This is a genomic window from Shewanella decolorationis S12 (assembly GCF_000485795.1).
Taxonomy (GTDB): domain Bacteria; phylum Pseudomonadota; class Gammaproteobacteria; order Enterobacterales; family Shewanellaceae; genus Shewanella; species Shewanella decolorationis.
In genome coordinates, this window is sequence record NZ_AXZL01000067.1 from 34,557 (window position 1) to 56,982 (window position 22,426).

Sequence of the window (22,426 nt, forward strand, 5' to 3'; positions counted from 1 at the left end):
GTCTTTAACACTGTTATTAGCCCTATTGATATTAGCCCTGTAGTGCAGATTAATCGTTTTGCTGAGCGGCTTTTTGCTGCAATAGGGCGAGCAATTCTTCATATTTTGGCCCTTGGCCAAACTGTGGCAATGCGACCGCAAAAACAACTAGCGCAAAGGCAATATAAATCGCGTACGGGTGACTCCAAAATCCTGCGAGCAACGTAAGTGTGCCAAAGATAAGCAACATAATCACCCCAACACGCACCCGCTGCGCCATTTGCACTTTTTGTTTCGCGGCAGCGATAAGCGTAAGTTCTGCTTGAGTAAATTCCATATCCAATCCTTTGCAGTCAGCCTATCCGATAAAAATAGCCCTCAGGCACAGTTTGCACCTGAGGGCGGTTTTACTGCAAACAATTTGCTAGCGGTATTACTGAACTAACACCGCCTCGGGGACAGGCCATTGGCTAACCAACCATTCGCCCTGCCAATTTTGAATTGACACCCACAGGCTGTCCGTTGCCGCCAACTTAGCGCCGGTTATCGCATGCACATGCTGGCCATGTTTACTCCCATGTAAAACCCCATTTTCACCTTTTTGCAATGCTTCTAATGGCAACGCCTCTGGGCCGATATTGGCATACCCTTGACGAATATGGGCCACATCACCCTGTTCAAAGATCAACATAAAATCCTTTACGTAATCATCATGGTGCTTATAAGGTGCCTTTAAATCTAAAGGCATTGGTGCGATTTTAAATTCACCTAATTGCTGGCTCGGCCAAGCGGGCGGAAAGCTTGGGCTAAGCGACTGATAGAGAAACACTAAGGGTAAAATCAAAATCAAGCCACTGAGCTTATATTTATGCTTTAACCAAAATACCGATGGTGCCATTAGCGAGCCTCCCCTATCATATCTGCAGCTAAGTCTTTAGTTTCGGCCTGTTTAAAGGCACGAACATGGCGCAATCCCCACATCATAAAACCAGTGATCGACATCCCAGAAAGTACCAGCCCAAAGCAGAACCAAATCAATTTAGTCCAAATGCCACCTAAGGTGCCGTAATGCAGCGGATCGGCAATATGCATTAAGGTTTGCATGCCTGTCATGGTTTCTGGCGAGGTAGCACTGGCAATTTCGCCAGTCCATGGGTTAATGCTGAGATTATAGGAATATTGATCGTAAAAAATATGATCGCCACTGCCGCTTAAATGGTACATATCCCGTTGATGTTCAGGCAGCATCACATAGCTTGGTTGAAAATCGGGGAAACGCTGCTTGGCTAAACTTAAGGCCTCAGTAAAAGAGACATTGGCGCTTGGCACTTTTAGATCGCCAGCTTCTACTAGCGGCACTTGCTCGGCGGCAATCATTGGCGCATGGGGCTCGATATCAATATCTGCATGCCAGAAGATGGCTTGGACTAAATACCACAGCCCTGTAAGACTCATAATCGCGATAAACCAAATCGACCAGACGCCGGATAATTTATGCAGATCCGACAAGAGTGTTTTCTTCCCTTGGGTTAGCCGCAATTTAGGGGCAAAAAAGCTGCGCCAAAAACGCTTATAAACGATGAGTCCCGTTACCAATGAGGCGAGCATCAAGAGTGCCATAGAGCACACTAAGTAATAACCCACGCTATAACCGCCCTGCCAAGGAAACAACAACCAACCATGTAAGGAACGCATAAAACCGATAAAAGTTATACCTTCATTTATTTGTTGGATCTCACCCGTATATTGATTCACATAAGCAATGGCATAGGGTTTATCGGCATCGGTAAAGGTAATGGCATTGACTAAGTAAGGCTCAAAGGTCATAGCACCCATCACTTGCGCATTTGGATAGGCCTTTTCGACCACCAGCATCAACTCGTCGACGGGTTTTGCGGGTAATTCGTTAGGATTTGTTGCACGAGCAGCTGGATTGGTAAGCCAAGTCAACTCATGGCTAAGCACAGCAACAGTACCCGTTAAACAGATAAAACTGAATAAAATCCAGATGGGTAATGACACCCAACCGTGCAACATAAACCAGAAGCGATTACTTATTTTCGCCATGGGGAATTGTTTCCTACCTTTCTTAGAATTACACAAGTGTAAAGTTAATGCGAATTATTATCAATACAGCATATTAATAATACTTTCGTTTTATAAGATTTATCACAAATCAGCAAACTTACCTGAAGGCTTACGCCGAGATAGCGTCGGTAAGACATAACCTCTGGTTTAGTCACACTCAATCAAAGGGGATTGAAAAATGAAACAGTTACTCGCTCCGCTAATCTTGTTAACATTTAGTTTGACTGCTCAAGCCAGTAACATCAGTGTCGATAGCAACTCGCAGGCCACTTTTTATGGGGGTGGTCTTAGTAAGTTGAATACCGCCTTAAACCATATTTTAGCGATAGGTAATGAGGACAGCCTTATCGTGCCAGGCCATAGAAAATCAAGGAATAAAGCCTTGCTGCGTCGCTTTCAGCAAAACACCAATGACAGGGTTCAACAAATCGAGTCGCTAATTGACTCAGGCAAGAGTGTGGAAGAAATAACCCGACATCCGCAGATCATAGAAATAATTGCGCACTTTAATCAGGAGGGGAAATCCCCTTTTCTGCCGTCCAGAAGTTTCTCGAAATAACCACTGCTGTTATTGAAAAAGAGCGAGAAACATCGTCAAAATGGCGGATAACTTGCTATTTTGCATAATTAAACTCAACTTAAGGCCGCTCAAAGACTTTAAAAGACTCAAATCCATAGCGTCGTGACAATGTTAAATGCAGTGATGTCTCGATAAAAATGTGCGGATGCTTATTTGAACAATTAAACCTAATTAAAAACAGTCTAACATACTGTTATTATGAAATTTTATTAACATTTACCACCCTCTTTTCAACGGAATAATTCTTTAGTCAAAACAGAAGTTCCAGTACAATACCCGCCTTTATGTTAAAGAGTCTTTGCGAGTATGTCCTATTCACTGCCCATAGCCGATGCGCCTCAATCCCATACGCATATGCGCCGTCAATTGGCTGAACCGCAACCCAAGATTTGCCTTTGCACACTCGCTGAGCAACTTAAGCTTGACCAAGTGACCATTATTGGTAATGCCTCTGGCGAGTGGCAACCTGCAGCCGAAGGCCTCACCTTTATCTTTAATGGCACACAATGGTCGCAGCAGAATGCTCCTCAAGGTCAAGTTGTCAATATTGCCAATGGCGGCTTTGCCGAGTCGCAGTATGCCTTTGAAGTGCAAGGTCATCCGCAAGCTGTACAACTAGCAAAAGCATTGACCCAAGTCGCCACCGAACTCACCGCATCCCTTGGTTGTTGGCCATCTTCAGGCTTAACGACAGTTGTACTCATGCTGCAATTGGCGAAACACGTGCAAGTTCAGCGTATGTCGCTGTTGCCGAGCTTACGGCGAAGTATTGAACTGCCGGATACACACCATTTACCCTGCATGGTGCATAACTGGCTAGGAGAAAGAAGAATCGCTAAAACGCTGCTGCGTGACCGACTAGATTGGCCGGAGTTTACCTTGATGCCTTGGGAGCCAATGTCCAAGGACTGTGAGACAGATAAAGCGAGAGAAACCGATAGCAGTGAAAATAAACAGACTTTATGTGAGGATCCCTTCGAACAGTTGGAATTACTCAGACAATCCAACCTCGCCTCAAGGCTAAGCGAAGAAGATAAGCACAGGCTACGTCAGCACTTAGCCAAGCTTGCACACACGCCTTATCATATTTGGCAACAATGTGCCGATCACAGCAAGCTTAAAGCGAGCGAGCCATTATTCTTTAATCATCTTCCCGAAAGCCAAACGAGCCCTTGGTATCTAATGGACTATCATGCCTCGCAATATCTCGATGCGATCCGTCACCAGCTGGCCTACTGCCAGCAGCAACTCGCAGACTAGCGCCTCAGATTTATCCCGTTTTTCCTAAGGCCATGCCTAATGGCTCAAAATAGGCAATCAAAGCATTAAAGATACCTTGTCTATGCTGCTCATCGGGATAAGCCCCTTCCTTCGCCAGTGCAGAATAGCGTGTGCCAGAGACTAAATAGGAATTTTGGATCCCTTGATAGGATTCAATGCAAGCTTCGAACGCGCGAGCCATCATTTCGGTGGGTTTGGCAAAATACTGCGCGCCGTAACGCTTATCTAAAGCTATGGCGCGGCGGACATAATCGCTTGGCTCCAAATTGTCCTCAGAGAGCAATGTCACCCGAAAAATTTCGGCTAAACGCTGATTTAGCGGATGCTCAATGAGCGGCAGATCGGCAAGCCAGAGATCGCTGGCACATTTAAATCGCCCCGTAGTTCGTGAAAACGCTTTGGGCGCCACATAATGGTCAAACGCATGCCAAAACTCATGGGCCAGCGCCCCAGCACCCGCATTTTTCGCTAACGCCAGTTCTCGCAATCCCGGTGCATAATGGGCCTGCACACCCTTTTGCCCGCCATGACCAAAGGCAAGGCTTAAGGTTTGCCTCAATCCTAAGGTCAACGGCGGTAAATTGAGGATAAAGGCAAGATCAGCCAATGAATCAAACACTAAATTCGCGGCGATTAAGGACTCTTCACGTGTGACCCAACGCCCTACACGCACATGACTAAAGCCAAAGGTTTGCTTGACATCCAGAAAGGTCATTTGCTCCCCAAAGCGATAATCGGGGCCATGGCGGGTATATTGTTGATGGATTAACACTATCCGTTAACATCATGGGTAAACATTGTATGGGAGTGATTCTATGTGAAAGATGAACCGATTTATAGCTTAAGGAACAACAATCTTACCGCTGTGAAACCGTTGCTAATTTGCTTAAGAATACTTCGATACTAAAGGGTTTTTGCATAAAGATGACCTCCGGAAACTGCGCCAAATCAGGGATCTCGTGGCAATCATTCGCAGATAACAGAAAGTACTGACATGCCCATGAATGCTCTGCCTGCGCGATAACCATTTGCTTAATTAACGCTAACCCGTCCGAATCCTTTAAACAATAATCGACAATCACAATAGCGGGTCGCAGGCTCTGAAATAATCTTAAGGCCTCTTCAGCCCTATCAGCACTGTGAATATACGTAAAATGCGACTCGAGCACACTGCGGCAAATCTCAAGGTTAAATAAATTATCATCCACTAAAAGTAACGGCTGCTTGACATAATGGTTGGTTGGCTCTGGCACCTGACAATCTAACTGACAGGGAAAACGCAGCAAAACAATCGTTCCCCGCCCTTTCTGGCTGCGTAAACGTAATTTCCCACCAATTTGCTCTAAGAGACGCTTACAGGTATATAACCCAAGCCCCATTCCAGAGATGCCCTGACTTGATACCGATTGATGAATAAAGGGATCGTCCAACGCCCGCTTTGCCTGCCAAGACATGCCCTCACCAAAATCACGGATTAATATCCTTAACTTGGCTGATGTCGAGTCATGTGTTGATGAAGAGTGTACATCGATATAACAATGCACTTGATCACCAGTACTGTATTTAAAAGCGTTATTAATAATATTGGTGACGAGTTGGAATAGCTTAGTGCCATCAAGCGCCAGCCAATCGGGTAGAGAATCACTGACCGTTACGGTCAGTTTTTTCCCCGAAGTGCGATTAAAAGCTCGGTAATATTCCTGGATCCGTCCGACATATTCCCTAAGGTTTACGGGGTGTTGGTCTAACTTTAACTTCCCAACCTCGGCTTTACTGTAATTCAAGGTATTTTCAGCCACCGAGTAAAGTAAATTAGCTGACCAAATCATCTTATCCGTGATTGCACTGAGCGCTTGCTCATGATGATTTACTGCATCAGTTTGGACTGGCGTGGAATGACGTGCTGCGAGTGTTTTCTTTAACATCTTGCTATAGCCAAGTAACGCATTGATTGGCGTGCGGATCTCGTGATTAATACTGGCAAGTAGCGCTAACTTAGAGCGATTTTCCCACTCAATACGCTCTACCACTTGCCTATGTTTCGCTTTAACAAACCACAGTATGGAAAATGCACTTCCAAGCAATGCAATAGAAAAAATAATCACTAAAACTTCAATCACTTCGGCGCGATGAACTTGGTAGTAAACCTGTAGATTAAATTGAGTCTGATATTCGCTGAGCACCACAAATTGCTCATCTGAGTAAGCAAATAGTCGCCAAAAACCCACTGCTGGAGGCCTATCACAGGCTGAACTTCGCACTATCGAATGCTCAAACTGATAGGTGACGCAAACGTTCTGTTCTTGATCGATGCGGCTCAATATTCTTTTTTGTGAGATGGCATAGATAAGATACGGCATATTAGGCTCGTCAATCTTAACGGCGACAAGGAGATAATCCCTTAATTGTGCCTGTAGTTCACCTTGCTCGGTACGAAACAGTTGCAGCCGATTAAGCTCAGCGGACTGAGCAGGATCGGATAGATACGCAAGTTGAAGCGCCGGCGTTAAGGTAAAAGCCAGTGCCGATTTTATCCTCAATAGATCCTTAGCAAAGATTTCAAACTCTTGGGGTGACACCGCCTCAGAGGCATGAAAAAACGATCGCAGCGCATCCAACATTATTCGATGCTGTAAAAACATATCCTGGGATGAGGCAAATACCGCTTGAGCCTTTTTTTGATAAACCGTTTTAAATTCATTTATCGAATGCGCCAACGTCAAACCAATAAGCAACAGAGTGACCAGTAATCCTGAGAACAGATGAATACTCGGAGTCAATCTACTGCCCATGACATAGTTCTCGAACCACGGCCAACAACAGGCTTACCTGCGCGTTCAACTCTGAAACGGTTGTTAAACTCGTCAATGCAAAAGTCTCGTGCAGGTCTAGATAACTACTCATCCCCCAAAACGCATGCTTAATCTCAGATGTGGTTTCACCTGCTTGTAACTGCAACAGTTGATAGTGAAGACTTTCAAGCTCGGTGAGTAAAGCTTGTCTAAGTACTTGTTGCTGAATGGGGGGATACTGGTTCATGAAGCCCAACACCGCTCGCCGAACTGTGCACTCAAGTTCATCATTGTCCATGCACTAACTCGCTCTGATATTGGCCTATCCAATCAATCAGATAGCGACCTTCAATAGGAGGACTGTATAAATAGCCTTGCGCCACATCACAGCCCAATGCTGACAAAATACCCGCAATCGCCGCCGTTTCAACACCTTCTGCGACCACTTTGACATGCATCTTCTGCGCGAGCGCAATCGTCGACTCCACAATCAAGTAATGTTGATGATTGATATCCATATCAGAAACAAAGCTTTTATCGATTTTGATTTCTTTAAACGGAATAGCATCAAGGCGATCGTAGGTGGAATAACTTTTACCAAAATCATCGAGGGAAATATCAATATTGTTAATAATCAGCCGTGCGATTGAATTGAGCACCCTGTCCTGATTAATGATCTCTTGGGATTCGGTTAACTCTAAAATCAACTTAACACCATCATGGTTCCGGCTCGATTCGATAATATATTCAATCAACTCATCACAGGTAAGATCGTCAGCAGTGATATTAATCGATAGCGAAAACTGGGCTAATAGGGGCTGACGAACCCAACATTGCAGGGCTTGAGAAATCACCATACGAGTGAAAACGCTATTTAGCCCCTGCTGATTGATTAAGGGTAAAAACGCATCGGGGTATATATACCCGTGATGACGGTCGCACAGTCGTGATAACACCTCAAATCCCATAATTTCTTGGGTAGTTAAATTAATTTTAGGCTGATAACAAAGGATCAACTGCTCATCTTTAAGTAGTTGTTGAACATTGATATTGGTATGTCGATGGCGTCGATTGGCCTGAATATCTAGCGCCGTATTTGCTTCGGCTTCCGTCGCCAATAATGGGGTTAAGATATCGCTCGCATTAACTGGTTTGGCAAACACACCAACCAAGTTGAGTCTCAGGGTATGAATAATGCAGTCAACCAATTCCAGCGTGCGTTTATCTGAAGAACTGATCACCGCAATCGGCACTGTTAGCCAACGAGGCGTTGTCGCCAACATATTAATGACCGCAATACCATCGCCCTGCTCCATTTTTAAATCGATAATCACTAAGTCGAGTGACACATCCAGCGCCATCAGCAACTCTATCCCTTGGTTGCCATTACTCGCCTCATAAATATGGATCTCGTCCTCCGCTAAATACCGATGAATATCCGCTTTGAGCGTCTCACGGATAAATTTTTGATCATCGATGATGAGTATATTCATATGCTGGTCCCTAACTGCATAAAGAAAATGGGATCGATTGTCTGTGATTTAGCCGAAGGGATAACCGACAATTTCAGCAAATTTCGATTCGCCATCACTTCGGTTCGACTAGCAAAAAAAGAGTAGTTTTTTATGGGCTTATGATAGTTGTCTAAGGTTCGGATCTTAAAAAGCGGTAATTTAAACTGAGTGAGTTTACGCTTTAAAGTTTCATCGCAGATGCTAAAACTCAGGTATTTAATTGAGCGGCTTAAAGCCATCTTATGGAGGTAAACAGACATCATGTAATTCTCAATATGTGGCGTTACCCCAAAGGATGAAAACACCATCAAGGTATCGGGAATCGATTGGGAGTGATGACCTATGACTTCAAATAAATCCACCTCATCATTCATAAATTCGAGGGCAACCTTAGCCTGAGTGCGGCAAAACAAACTATGCCCCACGATCTGCTCACCAAAACTAAAGGCGACCACCAGCGATAATCCACAAAAGAAAGGTTGAGATAATTGACGATTCGCCAAAGAAAGCCGTGGATTACTCTCATAAACCAAACTTAACTGCAGCAAGGTCATAAAGTTATCATCCTGACTATCGATAAACTCGACACGATAGGGTTTATTTCGGTAATAAGGATGCTCGCTGCGTTCAATACTGGACTCAAATAAATTGATCAGCGCTAAGCCTTCATGAATAAAGGTTTTATCTTCGCGATAAATATCAAATAATTCCGCTCCGAAAATCTCAACTATCTCAGCTTGTTTAGCCAAGGAGGGAATATTTACCCCGCGTTCCCAGCGGCTGATAGTGATGGCATCTAAGCTATCGAACAGGCAACTCTTTTGCCGCAGCAGGCAACACAAATCCTCTTGAGATAATTGGTTTTCAGTGCGGGTGTGTTTTAAGAAATTGGAGAATGTCTGTGCACTGGTTTTGCTTGGATAGGAGATAGGCGTACAAATCATAGCGTGTTCCATTTGTCTTTTTTATTTTCTCAAGAAGCTCCATATAGGTCTCATGGTTCACATCATCTATTGGCTCTGGATGTCTCAAGGTATAAATAATCCAAATGCGTTGCTGTGCTTCTACAAAGTAAAGACCCGTGATTTTGTCTTCTCGCATCACTTGTCCCTCCATTTGCTCCGAGTCGTAACCATGCTTTAGCCATAGAATTTGCAGTATAAATGCCAACTTTTGCCTAAAACCATGGCACAGTAACATTGGGTAACCAAAAAAAGTGTCTAGTGATACGTACGGTAATTTCGAGCAAATAAAAACCAATAAAGCATGCAAAAAAGCCGAGCTATTCTCGGCTTTTAATGGACGCTAACTGAGCTGAAACTATTGGTTATCCGCTCTAATGGAGAGAATAAATAGCAGTGATAGTGACGCCGAGATCAAAATATAACAACAGATCACCAGCGTAGTACCCGAAGGTAACAGCCAAATCAACAGACTGACTAAGGCACTTAAGAACAGACTCTCAATGGCATAATACAGAGCGGTTGCCAGCCCCGCAGAATGGGAAAACGCCGCTAAAGCACCATTAGCGGTTACGGCACAGGTTAAGGCGATATGCACTCCGATGAAGTACATGGGCAGCATAAAGCCAAGTAAACTCAGTCCATTTAGCCATTCCAGCCCATACAATAGGCCGCCGCTTAGCATCATGCCGATCAAGCCTCTCAGCACAGTGCCCTGTGTGCCCCAACGTTTGACGAAACGCTTAACAAAGCGAGTGGTGATTATCGTGACTATCGCAACCGAGCCAAACCACAGGCTAAAAGCCACTTTATCGAGCCCTAATTTGTCCATCAATATGCTGGGGGATGCCGAAAAATAGACAAAGAAGGCCCCCATAGCCGTGGCGTAGGCCAAGGTATAGCCTAAAAACGCCTTAGCGCGAATGATGTTAAAACATCTTTCCCATTCAAAGGGATGGGTCTGTGCTGGGCGGGTTTCAGGCCATTTCAGTAAGGCATGCAAACCAACTAGGGCAGCAAATATCGCTAAGGTGTAGAAGATCCCTCGCCAGTGCCAAAGTCCATCGATAAGCGAGCCAATAAAAGGCGCTACCGCAGGCACGGCCGCGAGCACTGAGCCCATAATGGCGTAGATAACGACACCTTCTTCCCTATCGGCAAACACATCTCGCACGGTCGCAAATGCCGCCACCAGCACGGCAGAGGCGCTCAAGGCCTGCACAATCCTAAGGAGCAAAAACACATTGAAGCTGTCGGTCAATGCCATCGCCAAACTGGAACCTGCGTAAACTAAGGCTCCGGTAATCACCACTCGCCTGCGTCCAATTGCGTCGGATAGCGGTCCAAATAACAACTGGCCTAAGCCTAAAATCGCCATATACAGGGTTAAAGTCAGCTGCATTTGATCTTGGCTAACACTAAAGCTCTGGCGAATATCATTGATGGCAGGCAGATACAGATCCATGCCTAGGGAAGCGAGTAAATCGAAGGGAATGAGTAATAGAAGTGAGTACGCAAAGGTGTAATCCCATTTGCGGTCTTGCGGGTTTTGATTAAATTTTGTCATGTTAAAATCCAATTATTGCTATGAATGTTTACAGCGATAATTGGATAAAAGGCACCGCCCTCTTCATCTTTAACCTCCGTTTTTAACCTGTAAAATGATTTACTACTGTTCTGTGTGCGTGTTTATTACAACGCCTGTTACCGCACGAGTCACCATGCCTCTTGCAGCACAAGATGGCGGATCATGCCACAAATCCCCCCTCGATTACTATGACTTATTCCCCAATCAGCACCCAATCGCCACTGCGCTTACAAATGATTGGGTATGCTTAAATTTGCATAAATAAAACTATAACCCCGGGGATTTTTCTAACCATTATGCAAAATCGCGAATACCCATTCAAAACAGGTGAAATTATTACTGTTTTGAGCCGTAAATATTTATCGCGCTCGCTTAGGCGAGCCAAAAGCGGAAATAGGCGGGTAATTGGCCGGTCCAGCGCTTAAAGGAACGCCTAAAATTACTGGCGTCACTGAAGGATAAGGAATGCGCAATGCTATTAGCATCCTGCTCTGGCTCGGCAAGAAAATACAGCGCCTTAATCAAACGGGATTCATCGACTAATTGCCCGTAACTCAGCCCCATCTCCCCAAGACGCCGTTTTAACGTGGCAGGGCTTATCTCCAGCAACTGTGCCATTTCCGGCAGGCTCAATGTTTTCTGCATCAATTTAAGGCGGATCCCAGCCGCTAATCCGTGGCGAAACCCATGCGCGAGCAGAGCTTGACGGGCATTTTTGGCCATCGTCAATTGCGGCCCTAACACAGTACTCGCAAGCGGCTCGTTAAAATGGCGATCCAATGTGCTCGCATGAGGGTGCTCCCAAGGTTGCAACGCAGCGGGCTTATTCAGCTGCTCGGTATATTTGGAGCCAGTAAAATCGATCGCATGGGCCTCTAAGTGGCTTGCAAACAACAGAGGTTGGCACAACAGGGATTTTGCCATCGAAATTCGGCAAAGGGGCGCATCAAAGCTTAACTCAGTGCCGAAATACTTATAGTAATGTGCTAAGTTCGCTGGTGCGGGGTAAGGAAAACTGATACAGCCGCGCCATGCTTGACCAAGTAATTGTTTGCAGCATGCCGTGAGGGACGACAGGCTTAATTCAATGAAAAACTGTTTGTGCCGCTGCATGCCTAGGTCGAGGCTTAATAGAAAGTGCCATTCCTGCTCCCCCTGCCAGCGCCAAGTTTGCAACCAAGGTTGTGTGAGCCAATGATATTTATGCCAAAAATGCCCGAGCGACTTCAGATCTCGCGCACAAAATATCCCCGCCGTGAGCGCGCCGCTTTGGGATGGTAGCCACAGCTGACCCAATAAGAAACTTAAATCTCCACTTGGCCACAGGGATAAGGCATTGTCCAGCAGTCGAGATAACTGCTTTGGACTAATAAGGTGATCGGGTTTACGAATGTCCGCGGTAAAAATCCCTGTACCCCTTAGCAACTTATCGCTATCGAGCCCACGCTGTTTAAAAAGCCCAACTATGCTCGCCACCAGCAATTGGCTATCGATACATTTATCCTGCCAAGTGGCGAGCGCGCGCATCAGTTAAGCTCACTCAAGGTCGACGGATTTTGCGTGTCACACGCTTGAGCCTGTGTAGCGGCCGGACTGCGACACTCTTTTTGCTGTGACATTTTTTGATTCAAAAATTGAAGCAGCGTAGCGGCCTCTTCCTTTGCATGCGCTTTATGCGTTTGCAATGGCAGCACTTTAGGTGAAGGCAATGCCCAAACCACGGAGGCGCTACAACCGAACGCGCCAATACCTTGCTGTATCTGCTCCGCCATCACACTCACTAAGGGCGGAATAGCACCGCGCAACAGAATGATAAAGCGATCGCCTGCGTAGCGGCAGACTAAATCCTGATTCCTAAGGGTTGAGCTGAGCCACAATGCCAACTGCGACAAGAGCCTATCACCCTCTTCCACCCCTTGATTTTGGTTGTATTGATGAAAATTATCGATATCAAGCATAATCAGACCAAACGCTTGATTTTGCGATAATTGTTTTATTAAGTGATGTTCAAAGGCTTTAGCATCATTGAGCAAGGTTAAGCCATCGGTTAACTGATGTTCGCGGTGAAATTGCTCCCGAGTTTGCAACTGGCGATTGACGACGGTTTGCTCATCGCGCCATAGCCATAGGCCACAGGTCAGCACCAATAGCCCAACTGGCGTCGGCATCTTTTCAAACCAGTTATACACTGGGATAGTTTTGACGATAAAAATCTCATCTAACAAATCTAAATAGCAGCCCAAGCAGTAACTTGAGAGGCCAGCAATCAACAGATTTGTCACTCTACCAGAAGGGCGAACAGACACTATCACCATCAACCAACACATACCGAGGATAAATAAGGCGCCCTCGGTGGTGACATCGAACCAATCCACCGCCGCCACAGTCTTGGCCGTGGTACTTTGCCAAAGAAACAGCGGCACGATAAAGATGATAAGCAGACTTAAGCCATAGACGCTGGCGAGCCGTAATGATTTTGCAGGAGTTCCCAAAATACACACCTTGTTCTGTGAAGCCCAAATGGGGCAAATACAACGTTAATGCTTTATGGGATGGCAAGTTAGCGGGCTTTTATGACAATGCCGTGACGCCATTTAGTGGCGCTAAGCTGACAAACATAAACAAATAAAGCTTAATGCATTGAATTTAATATAATAAAAACCTTAACCACATAATATTCGTGCCGACTACAGCGGCAAATTAGCTCAGGCACTTTTGAGTGGTACGGATAAAAACCCCATATTGAGCTGATTGATGCTGAATTCCATGCCTGCGCGGACTTAACGAGACCTTTGCTGAAAATCATTGCCTTATGACCAAAAGCAATATAATGCTTTATAAATTAAGATATTATCTTAAATAGCAATCTTCATATCTGCATCATTCCTGAACGACTTTGACTAATCCATGCCAATTTTTTGCGGTGATGTTTCAGCGTCATTTTGGCTCACTCACTGCCGAAAACCGCCATTTTCGGACGTTAACAACCGCCAAATACGGCAGATCAATTATCCCGTCACAAATCTGACATTTTGCTCCCCTAACTTGGCCGCCATCACAAATAGGCCTTCACCCAAGGCTTGCAATAACACTCAACAGAAACAACTTAAACGGAACTCAAGATGCAATCTCGTACCACGCCATTACAACAAGAGTTACAACAAAGCTCCCGAGCGCCTCGAAAGCCACACGCCATTCCTAAAACCCGATTGGCTGCACGTCTGTCGGCAATTAGCTTGGCTATGATGGTCGCAGGCTTTAGCACTAACGTCCTTGCCGTTGGCAAGCTTGAAGGTCAAATTCGCGATAATGTCAGTCAGCAACCTCTTGCTGGCGCAACCGTCACCTTAAAAGAGCTCAACCTGAGCCAACAGGCTGGCCGCGATGGCCGTTTCTTCTTTGTCGGCGTGCAGGATGGCGATTACACCTTAGTGGTCAACTACCTCGGTGCTATGCCGCTGGAACATAGCGTTAGCATTCGCGATAAACAAACCACGCTGCAAGATATCAACTTAAGCAGCCAAGATGATGTGGAGCATATCCGTGTCGTCGGCCAACAAGGCGCATTAAGTAAATCCATGAACCGCCAACGCGGCGCCGACAATGTGCTGAGCGTGGTCAGTGCCGATGTGCTGGGGAATTTCCCCGACAGCAATATCAGTGAATCGCTGCAGCGGGTGCCTGGGCTATCTATCGAGCGGGATCAGGGCGAAGGTCGTTTTGTACGCGTACGCGGTATGGCGCCGGACTATAACTCAGTATCGATGAACGGCACCCGCTTACCCTCACCCGAAAGCGATCGCCGTGCGGTTGCCCTCGATGTAGTGCCATCGGATCTCTTGCAGTCGGTAGAAGTGAGTAAAACCTTAACGCCGGATATGGATGCCGATGCACTGGGCGGCGCCATTGAGGTTAAAAGCCTGTCGGCCTTCGATCGCGATGATACTTATCTCAACCTCAACGCTGAGGCGAGCCAAGATACCTTAACCGACAATACTAATCCCAAACTCGCTGCCAGCTACAGCGATATCTTTGCCGACAAGCTAGGGGTAGCCATAGGCGCCAGTTGGTATAACCGCGACTTTGGCTCAGACAACGTCGAAACCGGCGGTAAATGGGAATTTGCCGGGGATAACGGCTTTGAAGATGCGGCGCTTGAATCCATCGACGCGCGGGATTATGAAATCAATCGGGAACGTTTAGGCATAGGCGTGAACTTCGATTATCGCCCAAGCGATGATACCGATCTGTATCTGCGCACCCTTTACAGTGAGTTTGATGATACCGAAACCCGTAACAGCTCAAAAACTAAGTGGAAATCGCCGCAGCAAGCCAATGCCCTCAGCCAAGGCAAAACTACCCGCTCGCTAAAATCACGCACCGAGAACCAAAATATCACTTCCTTTGTGCTGGGCGGTCAAACCCGCTTCGAACGTTGGACCTTTGACTATCAAGCGAGCCACAGCACCGCCAGCGCCGAAAAACCACGGGATATCGCCGGCGCCGACTTTGTCGCCAAGATTGATAACACGGGCTTTCGCAATACTCAGCAGCCACAAATCATCGCCCCCGAAGATTACTTTCAAAACGCTAACTTTGAGTTAGATGAGATTGAAATCGCCGCCTCCAAGGCCGAAGACACCATTAACAGTGGTCAACTGGATCTCACCCGCCAGCTAACCCTCGCGGATTACAGTGTCGAGCTAAAAACCGGCGTCAAGCTGAGCCGCCGCGATAAATCCAATCGCGAAGATATCTGGATCTACAGCGACTTAGGCGATCAAGGCGTGAGCGATGACGATTTGCTATTGAGTCAATATGCGGGCAATGAGCTTGACTACGGTCTCGGCCGCTTTGGCAGCGGGATCGATGCTACGCCACTGTGGCAGCTTATCGATAGCCTCGATGCCGAAAGCAATCGCGATGATATCGAGTCCACCATTAACGACTTTGATATCAGCGAAGATATCAACGCCGCCTACCTAATGGGCCATATCGATATCGATAAACTGCGTATCTTAACGGGGCTGCGTTTCGAGCAAAATCAATGGGATTCTAGCGGCTACGGCTACGATGGCGCCAAGGGCGAGTTTATCGACATCAAGCACTCCCGCGATGAGGATCATTGGCTGCCCGCACTGCATCTCACTTACCGCTATAGCGACAATACCGTGCTACGCGCCGCTTGGACCAACACCTTAGTCCGCCCAACGTTCGGCCAATTAGCGCCGGGATATTTGCTCGAAGAGGATGATGGCGATATCGATTTAACCTTCGGCAATCCAGAGCTTAAGTCGCTCGAATCGATGAACTTTGACTTAAGCCTCGAACACTACTTCGGCAATATTGGCTTAATTTCGGCGGGACTGTTTTATAAAGATATCGACAACTTTATCTATCAGGCGGATTTAGCTGGCCGTGGCGATTACATCGATGCCCATAGCGCCGTGACCTTTGTTAATGGCGACAGCGCCGACATCTACGGCGTGGAACTCAGCTATGTGCAAGAGTTTAGCTTTTTGCCCGAGCCCTTTAATGCGCTGGTGCTCAACTCTAACCTCACTTATACGGATTCCAGCGCCAAGATCAGTTGGCTGGAGGATGGCCAATTACTGAGCCGCGATATTCCCATGCCGAGCCAATCGGATCTCACCGCAAACCTGTCACTTGGCTATGAAAATAGCTACGCCAGTGTCTGGTTATCGGCAGCCTATAAATCCGAATATTTACAGGAAGTCACTGAGCTCAGTGATGAGCGCTACGATCTCTATCAAGACAATCACTTGCAGTGGGATTTTGTCGCTAAGGCCCATCTAACCAGCAATTTAACCTTGTATTTCAAAGGGGTGAATCTGACCGACGAGCCCTACTACAGCTATACGGGTGACAGCAGCTACAACGCCCAATACGAAGCCTATGGCCGCACTTTCCAGTTAGGCGTGCAGTACACCAACTATTAATCACCTATTAAAAAGAACAAAGATATGACAACAACATTTACTAAAATTAGTGCCATAGCCATTAGCTTAGCAGGCCTTATCAGTGCGCCCTTGAGTGCCTTAGCTCAACCGATCACAGCCCCGGCCCACAAGGGCAGCCAAGCCCAAGCCTTGCTGTTTACCAAGGATAACAACGCAGTAATCCCTGCCGTTGATTGGCTTTGGGTCAGTGAAAAAACTGGTTTGATGCTACAAAGCATGCCAAACGCGGATAAAACGTCACTGCCCGCCGCCAAAACCTTAGTCAAAGGCGAATTTGAACTGTTGGCCTTTAGCGATCCCTATGCCTTAACGCTCGATCGCCGCGCCGATCGCATCCGCCCTATCATGATCAAACAGATAGAAGGCAAAGTCGCGACCAATGTATTGCCACTACTGCCGATGGCGTCATTTGAAATCAATTGGATCTGTATTCAGCCAAGGCCGCAGGATGGCAATATCTACGCTTGGTTTGGCGGCGAAGACGGTTATAGCGAGCAATGGCTGTTAGGTGATGCCGGGCACTTTATGCCCAAAAAGCTGCGCAGTCAGGCAATCCCCGTCAACAGCACTAGCTGCGCCATCGATGGCGACAAACTGTTAGTGAGTGAGCCCGAAGCCGGTGTTTGGCAATTTGATGCCAGCCCCTTTGCCGACAATAGCGCGAAGTTGGTTCTCGCCGCCCTCAATAATGATATCGCGGGCATGCAAGTCATCGATGGCAAGTTATTGTTAAGCGATAAAAAAGGTACCCTGACCTTAGATCAACAGCCGATTGCAAACTACAACTTAGGGAAGGTACAAGGGTTCAGTGGTTATCTAAACGGAACTGGCACCAACAGGGCAATCCAGTTTGCCCTCTATGATGATAAAACCGATCAGTATTTATTTACCCAAGCAGTCTTGCCTGCAGCCCTGACTAAAGCGAGTAGCAAGCCCAGCGATAACATCATCGAAATCCCTGCTTGGGTTGAAAGCGCCCCATCCGATAGACCCGGCGATACCATGGACGATCCAGCGATTTGGGTGCATCCAACTGAACCGGAAAAAAGCCTAGTACTTGGCACCAACAAACGTTGGGGGCTATTGAGCTTTAATATGCGTGGCGAGCAGGTTCAAGCCCTGCCGTCGGGTCGCAGCAATAACGTCGATTTGCGCCAGCAAGTGATGCTGGGCGGAAAAAAACGCGATATCGCCGTGGCGACCTTAAGGGATAACGACAGCCTCGCCTTCTATGAAATCGATGCTCAGGGCAAGTTAAGTGAGTATCCCAATCAAGCCACCAATATGGTGGATATTTATGGCATGTGTCTGTATCAAGATGCCGATACTCTGTATGTGTTCGCCAACGAAAAGTCCGGCCGCATCGCCCAATACCGCGTCGATTGGCAGGTAAATGGCCCAAGTATCAAACTGGTGCGTGATATCCATACCCCAAGCCAAGTCGAAGGCTGTGTAGTCGATGAGGCTCAGCACGCGCTGTTTATCGGTGAAGAAGACAAAGGCATTTGGCGCTTTAATGCCAAGGCCAATGGCGGTACCCAAGGTGAACTCATCATTAAAGCCGAGGGCGACTTAGTCCCCGATGTTGAAGGCATTTCACTCTATCAAGGCGCCAATATTCACGGTAAAAAGCAGGATCTGCTGGTGGTGTCCAGCCAAGGCGACAACAGTTACTTGCTGTATCAGGCACAGCCGCCCTACGCCCAATTAGGCAAGTTCCGTATTGGAGTCAACCTTAACGGCACGGAAAATGGCCGCGAAACCAGTATCGATGGCAGTAGCGAGACCGATGGTTTGGCCGTGACTCACTTAAGCGTTGGCACGGGTGCATGGCAACAGGGAATGCTGGTGGTACAGGATGGACACAATCATTTACCGGATAATAATCAATCTTTTAAATGGCTGCCTTGGCACAGTATTGTCGAGAAATTATCGCTTAACTGAGTATTGAGCCAGTTGAATGCCGCATGTTCTGGCGAGAGGAATGATAACCGAGTCCGAGTGGCTCGGTTTATTTTTGCCTTGAACCTTTTTGCTTGAAACTCGCATCTTGAGTCTGAAATCGCTATACTCCGCGCCCAAATCATTTGGCCAATAACTAGCTCGATATTGCAATACTGTTTGCGGTTGTCAGCTTTTTAAGCCGTTATTAACGACTTTTTCCTAGGACATACCCTTGATCTCTACCGCAAATATCACCATGCAATTCGGCCCAGAGCCATTATTTGAAAATATCTCGGCAAAATTTGGCAACGGCAACCGTTATGGTTTGATTGGCGCAAACGGCTGCGGCAAATCGACGTTCATGAAGATCTTAAGCGGCGCCCTCGCCCCGACCTCGGGCAACGTGTCGATCACGCCGGGTTTAAAGGTGGGCACCCTAAGCCAAGATCAATTCGCCTTCGAGCAATACACGGTTATCGATGCAGTGATCATGGGCGATACCCAGCTGTGGAAAATCAAGCAAGAGCGTGACGCGATTTATGCCAAACCCGATATGACCGAAGAAGACGGTATGCGTGTGGGCGATCTCGAGAGTGAATTTGCCGAGATGGACGGCTACAGCGCCGAGAGCCGCGCGGGCGAAATTCTGATTGAAGCCGGTATCGAAGAATCCTTCCACTATGGCCCAATGTCACAGGTCGCCCCCGGTTGGAAACTGCGCGTGCTATTAGCCCAAGCACTGTTTGCGAACCCAGATATTCTGCTGCTCGACGAGCCCACCAACAACTTGGATATTCACACCATCAGTTGGCTCGAAACTGAGCTGAATAAGCGCAAATGCACCATGATCATTATTTCCCACGACAGGCACTTCTTAAATGCTGTCTGTACTCATATGGCGGATATCGATTACGGTGAGCTGCGGATTTACCCTGGCAACTACGAATACTTCCTCGAGCAATCGGCCTTGCAGCGCGAACAATTACTGTCGAGCAACGCCAAAAAGAGCGCCGAGATTGAAGAGCTGCAGGACTTCGTTAACCGCTTTGGCGCTAACGCTTCTAAGGCAAAACTGGCTAGCTCACGCGCCAAGCGCATGGACAAAATTAAACTGGATGAAGTCAAATCCTCCAGCCGTATCGCGCCATCGATTCGCTTCGCGCCGGGTAAGAAAATGCACCGTCAGGCGCTGATCCTTGAAAACTTGGCCCACGGTTTTGACGGTGAGTTGCTATTCGAAGGTGGCGATTTAATCCTCGAAGCCGGCGCAAAACTGGCGATTATCGGCGAGAACGGTGTGGGTAAAACCACCCTATTACGCTGTTTAGTCAATGAGTTAATCCATAATCAAGGCACGATTAAGTGGTCCGAAAACGCTTCCATTGGTTACTGCCCACAGGACAGCACCAGCGATTTTGATAATGATTTGACTATTATTGAATGGATGGACCAATGGCGTCAGCCAAAACACAACGACTTGATGGTACGTGCCATGTTAGGTCGTTTGCTGTTTACCGAAGATGATGCCAACAAAAAAGCCAAAAACTGCTCAGGTGGTGAGAAAAACCGTTTAATTTTCGGCAAGTTAATGATGCAAGATATCAACGTCATCATTATGGACGAGCCGACCAACCATATGGATATGGAAGCGATTGAATCCTTAAATAATGCCCTCAAAGATTTTGAAGGCACATTGATTTTCGTCAGCCACGACCGCGAATTTGTGTCCTCGTTAGCGACCCGCATTATCGATATTCGGGATAGAAAATTGGTGAATTTCCAGGGGACTTTTGATGAGTATCTAGCAAACCTTGCCAGTGCCTAATCGCCATCGGCTTTTGCAAAAGCACTTTTGATAAACGTCCTTTTGCTAAAGGGACTTCAAAAGACTCAAAGAAAAGACGCTTCACTCGACTCGAGCTTAGCGTCTTTTTTATACCACCCTTTTGTATCACCCTTTCATATACGCAGTGACTGACTGCGTTACTCGGTTTTCGCTTCCACCAAAGCCGCTAATTGTTGTAATGATTCCTGCCAGCCTAAATAACACATCTCCTCAGGGATAACGGCTGGAATCCCCTCCTGAATGATCTGCAAATTGGTACCGCAGGAAACCTCGGTTAATTCGATAGTCACCTGCATCACACCCGGCAGATTCTCATCATCAAACTGGTCAGTATGTCTAATCAATTTGTTGGGGATAAGCTCGGTATAAACCACCTTAAAGGAGTGGCTGTATCCCGTCGCAAATTGGGTAAAGCTCATGCTGTAGCCCGCCCCAACGGCCAATTCAAACTCATAAATCGTCCCCACAAAGCCGTAAGGCGGTAACCAACGCTCTAACGCCGCTTTATCGGTAAAGGCCTTATAGACTAACGCCGCGGGCGCGCGCAGCACTCTATGTAACTTCACAGTACCAGTGTTATCCGACATATCCCTATCCTTCAAAATGACGTTGAAATTACTATCTGTATTTAGCACCAGCACATAGCAAGATTATAGTTGAACGGCTAATTTCTATTGTAAAAATGCCCATCTATCGTTGCCTCCATCCCAGCCAATCTCTATTCAATTGATTGATCCCACCTGGATAAGAACCGAGTATTTCGTCAACATTCTTAGTTCCACAACGCTGCACACTAAGGTGCTCAAATAACTTTCTTAACAACTGTTTGCCATTTTTATGGTGAAACAAGAAGCGAACAAAGCTATGAGAATGTTGATAGAGCGCATCTTGCTTCTGTCCTTGCCAATCTTGTTCTGAAGCAAGTAGCTCAACAAGTCCCATCGATAAATGAGCCTCATCATCCACAAAAACCATATTCGACTTGTTCCGAGTATTATTGTTAATAATTGATTCATAGCGAGTATTTAACTCAACGGTTTCTAAGAATTCTGAAGATTCAAAGTACTCAGCAAGTCCTTCATTTAACCAGTGAGGCGTATCACCAAATTGTCCAGCATTCATCACATGAACACTCTCATGGATCGCCGTTCTAAATGCTTGGGAATCTTCACGATGCCATACGGCAGCCAGATTATGTTGACCGGAATAAAATCCTTGGCTTGCCCCTACTTGAGAAGCATATCGAGCCTTTAATTTGTTATAAGCAGACAGGTTTCCAGCCAGCATTAAGTTGACTTTGATTGGATGAAGCTGACGTTTGGGTAAGTATTTTCGGTAAATACTATCAATGTCTTTAATCGTTGCGCTGAGGCGATCTCGAAAAAATGGCGGAGGGGTCGTAGCCAATGAATCTATCTTCAATTCAAAACTATATTGCGGCTCGGTATAATGTGTCAGCTGACTATCCTTCATTGCATGGCTACTATCGGAGAAATGTGTCAGCCCTTTTTCATCAACCCAAGTATATATTCCTCTACTTTTTTGCTGAGCCTCTTCCGCTTGTTTTATAACTAAGGTATCACATCCACCATACTCCATTTGATGTGACTCATTTTCCACAATCTGAGGTATTGTTTGACCCATAGTGGAATGTAACTCTTTTGATGTCGAACACCAGTTCCATTGATTAGCTAAACAGTAATGGTGAATGGGCTCCATAATGTTAGTCACTAGTTGGCTGGCCTCAATGCGACTCCATCGGCCTTGGTAGTGAAAGTAATCGACTAACAAAGCGATAATGGCCATTGAAAATAACGTTACAAAAATACGCTTTGTGCGGCTTTCCATTGCCACCACTCTCTTCAATTTGA

18 protein-coding genes are annotated in these 22,426 nt (G+C 46.5%); 5 read left to right on the forward strand and 13 right to left on the reverse strand.

Annotation, left to right across the window (positions count from 1 at the left end; translation table 11 throughout):
- Positions 1 to 49: 49 nt before the first annotated feature.
- The 3 genes from SHD_RS11370 to SHD_RS11380 all read right to left on the reverse strand — a co-directional run bounded on the left by SHD_RS11370 (position 50) and on the right by SHD_RS11380 (position 2,046).
- Entirely contained in the window at positions 50 to 316 is a 267-nt protein-coding gene (locus SHD_RS11370) for a hypothetical protein (RefSeq protein WP_023267241.1), read from the reverse strand.
- A 96-nt stretch (positions 317 to 412) separates the two neighbouring features.
- A complete protein-coding gene (locus SHD_RS11375; RefSeq protein ID WP_023267242.1) occupies positions 413 to 877 on the reverse strand; it encodes a hypothetical protein in 465 nt (154 codons plus the stop codon).
- Positions 877 to 2,046 carry a PepSY-associated TM helix domain-containing protein gene (locus tag SHD_RS11380; RefSeq protein ID WP_023267243.1) on the reverse strand — a complete coding sequence of 390 codons (1,170 nt, stop codon included), beginning with the start codon at positions 2,044 to 2,046 and terminating at the stop codon, positions 877 to 879. The genes SHD_RS11375 and SHD_RS11380 overlap by 1 nt, the downstream gene beginning before the upstream one ends.
- Positions 2,047 to 2,245: 199 nt before the next feature.
- Between SHD_RS11380 and SHD_RS11385 the strand changes: the two genes are divergently transcribed.
- Together SHD_RS11385 and SHD_RS11390 are read left to right on the forward strand one after the other, a co-directional pair.
- On the forward strand, positions 2,246 to 2,626 hold the full coding sequence (locus SHD_RS11385; RefSeq protein ID WP_023267244.1) for a hypothetical protein: 381 nt from the start codon (positions 2,246 to 2,248) through the stop codon (positions 2,624 to 2,626).
- Between the two features lie 327 nt (positions 2,627 to 2,953).
- The gene (locus SHD_RS11390) at positions 2,954 to 3,907 is read left to right on the forward strand and encodes a hypothetical protein (protein WP_023267245.1); all 954 of its coding nucleotides are present in this window, start codon (positions 2,954 to 2,956) and stop codon (positions 3,905 to 3,907) included.
- A 10-nt stretch (positions 3,908 to 3,917) separates the two neighbouring features.
- Here SHD_RS11390 and SHD_RS11395 read toward each other — a convergent pair whose 3' ends face one another.
- The 8 genes from SHD_RS11395 to SHD_RS11430 all read right to left on the reverse strand — a co-directional run bounded on the left by SHD_RS11395 (position 3,918) and on the right by SHD_RS11430 (position 13,276).
- A complete protein-coding gene (locus SHD_RS11395; protein WP_023267246.1) occupies positions 3,918 to 4,700 on the reverse strand; it encodes a CLCA_X family protein in 783 nt (260 codons plus the stop codon).
- Between the two features lie 85 nt (positions 4,701 to 4,785).
- The gene (locus SHD_RS11400; protein ID WP_023267247.1) at positions 4,786 to 6,720 is read right to left on the reverse strand and encodes an ATP-binding response regulator; all 1,935 of its coding nucleotides are present in this window, start codon (positions 6,718 to 6,720) and stop codon (positions 4,786 to 4,788) included.
- Positions 6,710 to 6,967, reverse strand: a complete 258-nt coding sequence (locus tag SHD_RS11405; RefSeq protein WP_133178233.1) for a hypothetical protein — start codon at positions 6,965 to 6,967, stop codon at positions 6,710 to 6,712. The genes SHD_RS11400 and SHD_RS11405 overlap by 11 nt, the downstream gene beginning before the upstream one ends.
- Positions 6,968 to 7,007: 40 nt before the next feature.
- Positions 7,008 to 8,213 carry an EAL domain-containing response regulator gene (locus SHD_RS11410; RefSeq protein WP_023267249.1) on the reverse strand — a complete coding sequence of 402 codons (1,206 nt, stop codon included), beginning with the start codon at positions 8,211 to 8,213 and terminating at the stop codon, positions 7,008 to 7,010.
- Positions 8,210 to 9,178 (reverse strand): helix-turn-helix transcriptional regulator, encoded by a 969-nt coding sequence (locus tag SHD_RS11415; RefSeq protein ID WP_039978182.1) that lies wholly within the window; start codon positions 9,176 to 9,178, stop codon positions 8,210 to 8,212. Before SHD_RS11415 ends, SHD_RS11410 begins: the two co-directional genes overlap by 4 nt.
- 376 nt (positions 9,179 to 9,554) lie before the next feature.
- Positions 9,555 to 10,763, reverse strand: a complete 1,209-nt coding sequence (cml, locus tag SHD_RS11420; RefSeq protein ID WP_023267251.1) for a CmlA/FloR family chloramphenicol efflux MFS transporter — start codon at positions 10,761 to 10,763, stop codon at positions 9,555 to 9,557.
- Positions 10,764 to 11,156: 393 nt separating this feature from the next.
- Positions 11,157 to 12,311: an AraC family transcriptional regulator gene (locus SHD_RS11425; protein ID WP_023267252.1), complete on the reverse strand. Its 1,155-nt coding sequence runs from the start codon at positions 12,309 to 12,311 to the stop codon at positions 11,157 to 11,159.
- Positions 12,311 to 13,276 carry a GGDEF domain-containing protein gene (locus tag SHD_RS11430; RefSeq protein WP_023267253.1) on the reverse strand — a complete coding sequence of 322 codons (966 nt, stop codon included), beginning with the start codon at positions 13,274 to 13,276 and terminating at the stop codon, positions 12,311 to 12,313. Before SHD_RS11430 ends, SHD_RS11425 begins: the two co-directional genes overlap by 1 nt.
- Before the next feature lie 630 nt (positions 13,277 to 13,906).
- Between SHD_RS11430 and SHD_RS11435 the strand changes: the two genes are divergently transcribed.
- The 3 genes from SHD_RS11435 (at position 13,907) to SHD_RS11445 (ending at position 20,534) form a co-directional block, all read left to right on the forward strand.
- Positions 13,907 to 16,744: a TonB-dependent receptor gene (locus SHD_RS11435; RefSeq protein WP_023267255.1), complete on the forward strand. Its 2,838-nt coding sequence runs from the start codon at positions 13,907 to 13,909 to the stop codon at positions 16,742 to 16,744.
- Between the two features lie 24 nt (positions 16,745 to 16,768).
- Positions 16,769 to 18,709: a phytase gene (locus tag SHD_RS11440; protein WP_023267256.1), complete on the forward strand. Its 1,941-nt coding sequence runs from the start codon at positions 16,769 to 16,771 to the stop codon at positions 18,707 to 18,709.
- A 232-nt stretch (positions 18,710 to 18,941) separates the two neighbouring features.
- Positions 18,942 to 20,534, forward strand: a complete 1,593-nt coding sequence (locus SHD_RS11445) for an ABC-F family ATPase (protein WP_039978183.1) — start codon at positions 18,942 to 18,944, stop codon at positions 20,532 to 20,534.
- 158 nt (positions 20,535 to 20,692) lie between these two features.
- On the opposite strand, the gene SHD_RS11450 is transcribed toward SHD_RS11445, so the two are convergent.
- Positions 20,693 to 21,142 carry an SRPBCC family protein gene (locus tag SHD_RS11450; RefSeq protein WP_039978185.1) on the reverse strand — a complete coding sequence of 150 codons (450 nt, stop codon included), beginning with the start codon at positions 21,140 to 21,142 and terminating at the stop codon, positions 20,693 to 20,695.
- Positions 21,143 to 21,245: 103 nt separating this feature from the next.
- Positions 21,246 to 22,403: a DUF1570 domain-containing protein gene (locus tag SHD_RS11455; RefSeq protein ID WP_023267259.1), complete on the reverse strand. Its 1,158-nt coding sequence runs from the start codon at positions 22,401 to 22,403 to the stop codon at positions 21,246 to 21,248.
- Positions 22,404 to 22,426: the final 23 nt, after the last annotated feature.